The sequence below is a fragment of the Streptomyces sp. NPDC048191 genome (assembly GCF_040652655.1).
GTDB lineage: Bacteria > Actinomycetota > Actinomycetes > Streptomycetales > Streptomycetaceae > Streptomyces.
Window position 1 is genome coordinate 33,208 of the sequence record NZ_JBEZMO010000051.1, and the last position, 6,741, is coordinate 39,948.

At 71.6% G+C, this 6,741-nt stretch carries 8 protein-coding genes; 3 read left to right on the forward strand and 5 right to left on the reverse strand.

The annotated features are described in order from the left end of the window. Position 1: 1 nt before the first annotated feature. The 5 genes from AB0D93_RS39985 to AB0D93_RS40005 form a co-directional block, all read right to left on the reverse strand. A complete protein-coding gene (locus tag AB0D93_RS39985) occupies positions 2–1,174 on the reverse strand; it encodes a beta-ketoacyl synthase N-terminal-like domain-containing protein (protein ID WP_362131183.1) in 1,173 nt (390 codons plus the stop codon). After that, a complete protein-coding gene (locus AB0D93_RS39990; RefSeq protein ID WP_362131186.1) occupies positions 1,155–2,414 on the reverse strand; it encodes a beta-ketoacyl-[acyl-carrier-protein] synthase family protein in 1,260 nt (419 codons plus the stop codon). Before AB0D93_RS39990 ends, AB0D93_RS39985 begins: the two co-directional genes overlap by 20 nt. 45 nt (positions 2,415–2,459) lie before the next feature. Then, a complete protein-coding gene (locus tag AB0D93_RS39995; protein WP_362131189.1) occupies positions 2,460–2,714 on the reverse strand; it encodes an acyl carrier protein in 255 nt (84 codons plus the stop codon). Between the two features lie 182 nt (positions 2,715–2,896). Next, positions 2,897–3,088, reverse strand: a complete 192-nt coding sequence (locus tag AB0D93_RS40000) for a ferredoxin (protein ID WP_362131210.1) — start codon at positions 3,086–3,088, stop codon at positions 2,897–2,899. Positions 3,089–3,114: 26 nt separating this feature from the next. Next, entirely contained in the window at positions 3,115–4,362 is a 1,248-nt protein-coding gene (locus AB0D93_RS40005; RefSeq protein ID WP_362131192.1) for a cytochrome P450, read from the reverse strand. 216 nt (positions 4,363–4,578) lie between these two features. Between AB0D93_RS40005 and AB0D93_RS40010 the strand changes: the two genes are divergently transcribed. The 3 genes from AB0D93_RS40010 to AB0D93_RS40020 are packed head-to-tail and all read left to right on the forward strand — an operon-like array spanning position 4,579 to position 6,600. Further along, complete coding sequence (locus AB0D93_RS40010; RefSeq protein ID WP_362131195.1) at positions 4,579–5,349, forward strand: SDR family oxidoreductase; 771 nt, start codon at positions 4,579–4,581, stop codon at positions 5,347–5,349. Then, positions 5,346–6,320: an ACP S-malonyltransferase gene (locus AB0D93_RS40015; RefSeq protein WP_362131198.1), complete on the forward strand. Its 975-nt coding sequence runs from the start codon at positions 5,346–5,348 to the stop codon at positions 6,318–6,320. The genes AB0D93_RS40010 and AB0D93_RS40015 overlap by 4 nt, the downstream gene beginning before the upstream one ends. A gap of 22 nt (positions 6,321–6,342) precedes the next feature. Further along, positions 6,343–6,600 carry an acyl carrier protein gene (locus AB0D93_RS40020; RefSeq protein ID WP_362131201.1) on the forward strand — a complete coding sequence of 86 codons (258 nt, stop codon included), beginning with the start codon at positions 6,343–6,345 and terminating at the stop codon, positions 6,598–6,600. Positions 6,601–6,741 lie beyond the last annotated feature (141 nt).

The window sequence follows — 6,741 nt, forward strand, 5'->3', positions numbered from 1 at the left end:
GTCAGTCCGCCCTTTCCACGATGGCGACGGCGTTGACGCCGCCGAAGCCGAACGCGTCGACCTGGGCGTACCTCAGGTCGGCGCGGCGCGCCGTGCCGGTCACGAAGTCGAGCCCCTCGGCCTCCGGGACCGGGTCGTGCAGTCCGACCGTGGGGGGTACGAGGCCGGTGCCGAGGCTGGACGCGGCGACCACCAGGCTCATCAGGCCGGAGGCTCCGGAGGTGTGGCCGGTCATCGACTTCACGGCCGTCACCAGCGGGGACGAGGCGCGTGCGGCGAAGGTCTTGCCGAGGGCGGTCGCCTCGGCCTCGTCGTTGAGCAGGGTGCCGGTGCCGTGGGCCATCACGAGGTCGATGTCGCCGGGGGTGACCCCGGCCACGGTGAACGCGGCGTCCATGGCGGCGGCGACGCCGGCCGGGTCGGGGGCGGTGACGTGGTAGGCGTCGCAGTTGAGACCGATGCCCCGCAGCCACGCCCTGGGGGTCCGGGCGGCGTCGTGGGCCGGAGCGCGCAGGACGATCGCGGCGGCCCCGTCCCCCATCAGCACGCCGCGCCGGTTGCGGTCGAAGGGGCGCACGGAGTCGACGGGAGCCGGGTGGACCCGGTCGAGCAGGCCGAACATGCTCTCGGTGATGACGTCCACGCCGGCCACGACCACGGTGTCGACGGCGCCGGTGGCGAGCAGGTCCGTGCCGAGTCCGAGCGCGTACAGCGAGGCCGAGCAGGCGTTGGTGAACGTGTAGCTGGCGGTGGTGTTGAAGCGGCTGCGCATCGCGGGCCCGAAGTACAGTCCGTCGGCCTCCAGCCGTGCCCCGTCGGTCCGCCACAGCTCGGCGGAGCGCAGCTCGCGCAGACCCGTGCCGATGAGGACCGGGATGCCGTGGAGGTCCTGACCGAGGCCGGCGTCGTCGACGGCCTCGGCGACGGCCCGGCACAGCAGCTCGGTGGCCCGGCCGGGCCGGTCCCGCAGCCCCGGTCCTGCGGACCGCCGGGGGTCGTCGATCTCGTAGGCGTGCTGGGCGCCGAACAGCGCGGGGTCGAAGCCGCGCAGCGGGGCCAGTCCGCTGCGGCCCGCGCACAGGGCGTCGAAGAGCCCGGGTGCGCTGTCCGCGACGCTGCAGACGGTCCCGGCTCCCGTGATCGCCCAACCGGCGTCAGGAGACGGCCTGTTCATGCCGTGCACCTCCTTCACAGCGGCCCAGGATCAGGACCGCGTTGTTGCCGCCGAAGGCGAGCGCGTTGTTCTGCACCACCCGCAGTTCGGCCTCACGTGCCTGATTGGGGACGCAGTCCACGTCGCACTCCGGATCGGTCTCCTCGTGGTTGATCGTGGGCGGGATGAACTGGTGGCGGATGGCGAGCCCGCAGGCGATGGCGGCGAGCGCGCTGGCGGCGCCCATGGTGTGGCCGATCATCGACTTGGTGGAGATGGTCCGCGGGGGGACGTCGCCGAAGACCGTGCGGATGGCGCTGACCTCCGTGACGTCGTTGGCCTTGGTGCCGGTGCCGTGGGCCGAGATGAAGTCGATGTCGGCCGGCCGCACGCCCGCGTGCTCGTGGGCCAGCCGCATGCAGCGGGCCACGCTGTCCCGGTTGGGGGCGACGGGGTGCTCGGCGTCGCAGTTCAGGCCGTAGCCGAGGACCTCGGCGTAGATGCGGGCGCCGCGGGCCAGGGCCGAGTCCAGGCTCTCCAGCAGGAGGATGCCCGCCCCTTCGCCGGTGAGGATGCCCTTGCGGTTGCGGTCGAAGGGCTGGCACCGCTCCGGGGCGATGGTCCCCAGCCGGTAGAAGCCGACGAACGTCTTGCGGCACACCGCGTCGGCGCCGCCGACCAGCGCGAACTCGGCCTCGCCGGAGCGCACGACGTCGGCGCCGTAGCCGATCGCGTAGTTGCCCGCCGCGCAGGCGGTGGGCAGGGTCACCGCCTCCGTGTCGGACAGGCCGAGTTCATGGGCGATGCACACCGACAGCCGGCCCACCGGGACCCTGCGGGCCCGGACCGGGTCCATCTGTTCCGGCCCCTGTTTCACCTGGGTCTGCACGAGTTGGTCCAGGTCCCTGGATTCGCCGTCGGTGGTGCCGACGGCGACCAGGCTCCGGTTTCCGCGCAGTTGTTCCAGTGGAATGCCGGCGTCGTCCACGGCCATGCGGGCCGCCGCTATGGAGAACTGGGTGGCCCGGCCCAGCCGGTCCACGGGACAGCGCCGTATCCACGGCGCCGGATCGAAGTCGGTGACTTCGCACCCCTGGGCGTAGGCGAATCCCGTGGTGTCGAATCCCGTCAGGGGTTTGATTCCGCTGCGGCCGGCCCTCAGCGCCTCGAGAAACTGCTCGGCGCCGATTCCCACGCTTGTCACCGCGCCCAGACCGGTGATGACGACACGCCGCCCGTGGTCACGTCCTGAAGACTGCACGGCTCACCTTTCTCGGCACACTTCGATGCCGGCTACGAGAACGGGCTACTTCTTGGCCGCGGCCTCTGCGACGACCTGGTAAACGTTCTCCAGGTTGACCATGCGGGCGAGTTCGGCCTGGTCGATGACCACACCGAAGGAGCGCTCCAGGTTCGCCAGGATCTCGATCGCGCGCAGCGAGTCCGCGCCGTGGTCCTCCTTGAACAGGCTCGTCTCGGTGACCTCCTCGGGTTCCAGTTCGAGGATGTCGCACACGATTTCCTTGATTTCCTGCTTACGGGATTCGATGGCAGTGGACACGGTCTTCCCCTTCGATCGACATCTCGATTGCCGCCCGCTGACCGCGGGCCGGTGACGCGGTGAGTCCTGCCGATGAGGTCTCCCGCCGTAGGAAAACGCTATGCCGAACGGTTTCGGAATCTGCCCGCCCTGACAGCAAGATGACGGTGGATTTCCCGGTCCGGCGGCCTGTCGTGAATGAATTACTCGACGACCTCGATTGCGCGGGACGGACAGTACTCCGCCGCTTCACGCACCCGTTCCCGAAGCGCCTCCGGCGGGGTCGGATCCACCAGCAGGACCAGCCCGTCCTCGCCCTGGTCGAACACCTCGGGAGCGGTGAGCACGCACTGCGCGGCACCGCAGCACCGGTCCGGGACGAGGTTGATGCGCAACGGCGCCCGGCCGCCGGCCGGCCCTGTCATACGGTCGCCCACAGTTCGTGGACACCGTGCACGGTCATCTCGCCGCGGAAGGGCATGTCCCCGATGTCGGCGAGCGGGCGCAGTCCGGGCAACTGCCGTACCACGCCGAGCAGCAGCTCCTGCACTTCGAGCCGGGCCAGCGCCTGGCCGATGCACTGGTGCACCCCGAAGCCGAACGCGATGTGCTTGGGCGTCGCCGGACGGTCCACGACGAACGCGTCGGGCGTGGCGAACGCGCGCTCGTCCCGGTTGGCCGCCAGCAGCGAGACGATCACTCCCTCGCCGGGACCGATCCAGGTGTCGCCGATCCGCACCCGTTCGGTGGTGACCCGTGCCAGTCCGATCTGGATGATGCTGTGGTAGCGCAGCAGTTCCTCGACGGCGGACTTCAGCTTCGCCGGATCGGTGTCGACACCGTCGAAGGTCCGCGGCTGCTGCATGTAGGTCAGCAGGGTCATCCCCAGCATGTTGGCCGTCGTCTCATGGCCGGCCACCACCAGGAGCCGGGCCATGGCCACGAGGTCGTCGTGGCTGAGATTGCCCGGCCCGACCTGGTCCACGACGAGCCGGCCGAGCAGACCCTCGCCAGGCTCGCGTTCCTGGGCGGTGACCAGGTCGTCCAGCCAGGTCAGCAGGTCGTTGGTGGCCGTCTCGGTCTGCTCCCGGGTGGAGTTGCGGGAGAGGTTGACGTTCGTCAGCTCCTGGAAGATCTCGTGGTCCTCGTAGGGGATGCCCAGGAGTTGACAGACCGTCAGGGACGGGACGGGCAGGGCGAGCGACTTGATCAGGTCCACCGGTCCGTCCGCGGCACGGACGTCCTTGACGAGCGAGTCGACGGTGTGCCGGACGGCCGGCCGCAGCGACTCCACCTGCCGGAGCATGAAGTCGCGCGTGAGCATCCGGCGCAGCCGGCTGTGCTCGGGGGGATCGGTCCGGATGAACGAGGGCGCCAGTTCCACGACGGCGCGCTGGCCCTCGTAGTACGTCGGGAACCCGGGGCGCGTCACGTCGGAGCTGAAGCGGCGGTCGGCCAGGACCGTGCGCGCCTCTTCGTAGCGGGTGACCAGCCAGGCCCGGCTGCCGTCCCACAACTCGACCGGCGCGACGGGGCCTTGGTCGCGCAGGCCGGCGAACTGCGGGGGCGGGTCGAGGGGGTGGGCCCGGGGCAGCGGAAAGGGGCACACCGCCTTGCTGTGCGGCAGGTCCGGCCCGCTCAAGCCGGTCTGCGTGGTCGTGTCGGTCATCGCGCTCCTTCTGGCTCGGCGAGGGCGTGCCGGTCGCCGAGGACCGTAGGCGCGCGACGGGAGGCGGCCGCCGGTAATGGCACCAAGCTGCCGCGAGCGGGGCGGGCGCAGTGACAGCTAGGTGTCAACGCGCCTGCGCCCGGGACGGGTTCGGCGACGCTCGGGCCCACGTAGGCAACCGACGTCTTCGCCGGGGTGAGCCGGGTGGAGGGGACCATGGACGTGGAATCGATGCATCGGCGGGAACATGCGATCGTGGCGGGCGGGGCGAGCGGGATCGGCTCGGAGGTCGCCGGCCGGCTCCTCAAACGCGGTGTCGCGGTCACCGTCCTGGACGTCAACCCGCTGGGAGCGGCCGCTCTGGACGCGCCTCCCGGCCTGCTGGAGGTCATCGAGACGGACATCACCGACGCCGACGCGGTCGACACGGCCTTCCGCACCGCCGAGGAGCGGATCGGCCCGGTGAACCGGCTGGTGGTCTCGGCGGGCGCACACGGTCAGCTGCTGAACACCGTCCATCTCGACCTGGGCGCCTGGCAGCACCTCATGGACGTGCACGTGCGCGGGGCGCTGCTGCTGGCCCAGGCGTTCGGCAGCCGGCTGCTGTCGGCGGACCGGGACCGTGCGCAGGACGCCTCGATGGTCTCGATCGGATCCACCACCGGCATCACCGCGTCGCGCAAGCAGGGCGACTACGGCCCGGCGAAGGCGGCGCTCGCCCAGCTGACCCGGGTGCTGGCGATGGAGTGGGCGGAGGCGGGCATACGCGCCAACACCGTGGCGCCGGGCCAGACCCTCACCCCGTTCGTGGAGAGCATGGTGGCCAACGGGTACGACCTGTCGGAGACCGAACGGCGCACCCCGCTCGGCCGGCTCGCCCGGGTGGACGAGGTGGCGTCCGTCATCGAGTTCCTGCTGCTCGACGCGACCTACGTCACCGGCGTCGTGCTGCCGGTCGACGGCGGGTGGACGGCGCTGGGCCGATGAGCGCCGGGACACCGGACGGCGCGCCGGCACCCGCCCCGTACGCCCTCCTCTTCCCGGGGCAGGGCAGTCAGCAGCCGCACATGGGCGCGCCCTGGCGCGAGACCGCGCAGTGGGACGTCGTCGACGACATCGCACGGCACAGCGGCATGGACGTGGAGCACGCGCTGTTGCACGCCGACGCCGAGACGTTGCGCCGCACGGACCTCGCGCAGATCTCCGTCTACGCCGTCTCCATGATGGCCCTGGCCGCCCTGCGCGAGCGGTGGCCCGGCCTGCCGGTCGTCGCCTGCGCGGGTCACAGCCTCGGGGAGTACTCGGCCCTGGTGGCCGCCGGTGTGGTGTCCGTGGCCGACGGCGCACGGCTGGTGGCCGCGCGGGGCACCGCGATGCGCGAGGCGGTCGACGCCACTCCCGGAACCATGGGCGCGGTGGTCGGCGGCACCGCCGACGGCGTCCGCGAGCTGGTCGCCGGCGCTGACGCCGCCGGCACCCCGGTGTGGCTGGCCAACGAGAACGCGCCCGGGCAGATCGTCATCTCGGGCAGCGCGGCGGGGGTGGACGCCGTCGCCGCGGCGGCACCGGAGCACGGCATGAAGGTCATCAGGCTCGCGGTCGCCGGAGCCTTCCACAGCCCGCTGATGGAACCGGCCCGGGCGGTCCTGCGCCGGGCGTGCGCCACCGTCGCCTTCCGCGACGCGCACACTCCCGTGGTGGCCAACGTCGACGCCCGCGCCCACCTCGCCGGCGACGACTGGCGTGCCCTCACCGATGAGCAGATGGTCGGACCCGTGCTGTGGGAGCGCTCCGTACGCACGATCACGGACGGCCTCGGGTGCCGCTCCTTCGTCGAACTGGGGCCCGGGAAGGCCCTGGCGGGCATGGTGCGACGCATCGACAAGAGCGCCCTGGTCACCACCGTCAACACTCCGGACGACCTTCGCCGGGTGGCCGTCACCCCGGCTGCCGTCTGATCCTCACCTCAAGGAGGCCACCATGAGCACCACCGGACAGTCGACCCTCGACCGGGACGACCTCCGCGCCACCCTCGCCGACGTGTTCGACCTGCCGGAAGAGGATCTGACGGACACGGCTCTGTTCGTCGACGACCTCGGGGTCGACTCCCTGATGTCCCTGGAGGTCCTCGTGGTCCTGGAACGCAAGTACGGCATCAAGCTCGACGAGTCCCAACTGCGCTCCCTCACCTGCCTCCAGCAGACCTACGACGTCGTCCGGGACCGCCTGGGGCGGTGAGGGGGACCGGGCCGGGGGGGGGCCCCCGCCCCCCCCCGCCGGCCAGCGCCCCCCCCCCGCGCAGCACAGAGGACACCGACACCCCCACACAAAAAAAAAAAAACCACAGGAAGACACCCCGCACCGCGCCGGCCCCCCGCC

What these genes read in the sequence shown, in the direction of transcription:
- AB0D93_RS40020 (WP_362131201.1), top strand. Translation starts at nt 6,343, where the DNA reads ATGAGCACCACCGGACAGTCGACCCTCGACCGGGACGACCTCCGCGCC.
- AB0D93_RS40005 (WP_362131192.1), bottom strand. Translation starts at nt 4,362, where the DNA reads ATGACCGACACGACCACGCAGACCGGCTTGAGCGGGCCGGACCTGCCG.
- AB0D93_RS40010 (WP_362131195.1), top strand. Translation starts at nt 4,579, where the DNA reads ATGGACGTGGAATCGATGCATCGGCGGGAACATGCGATCGTGGCGGGC.
- AB0D93_RS40015 (WP_362131198.1), top strand. Translation starts at nt 5,346, where the DNA reads ATGAGCGCCGGGACACCGGACGGCGCGCCGGCACCCGCCCCGTACGCC.
- AB0D93_RS39985 (WP_362131183.1), bottom strand. Translation starts at nt 1,174, where the DNA reads ATGAACAGGCCGTCTCCTGACGCCGGTTGGGCGATCACGGGAGCCGGG.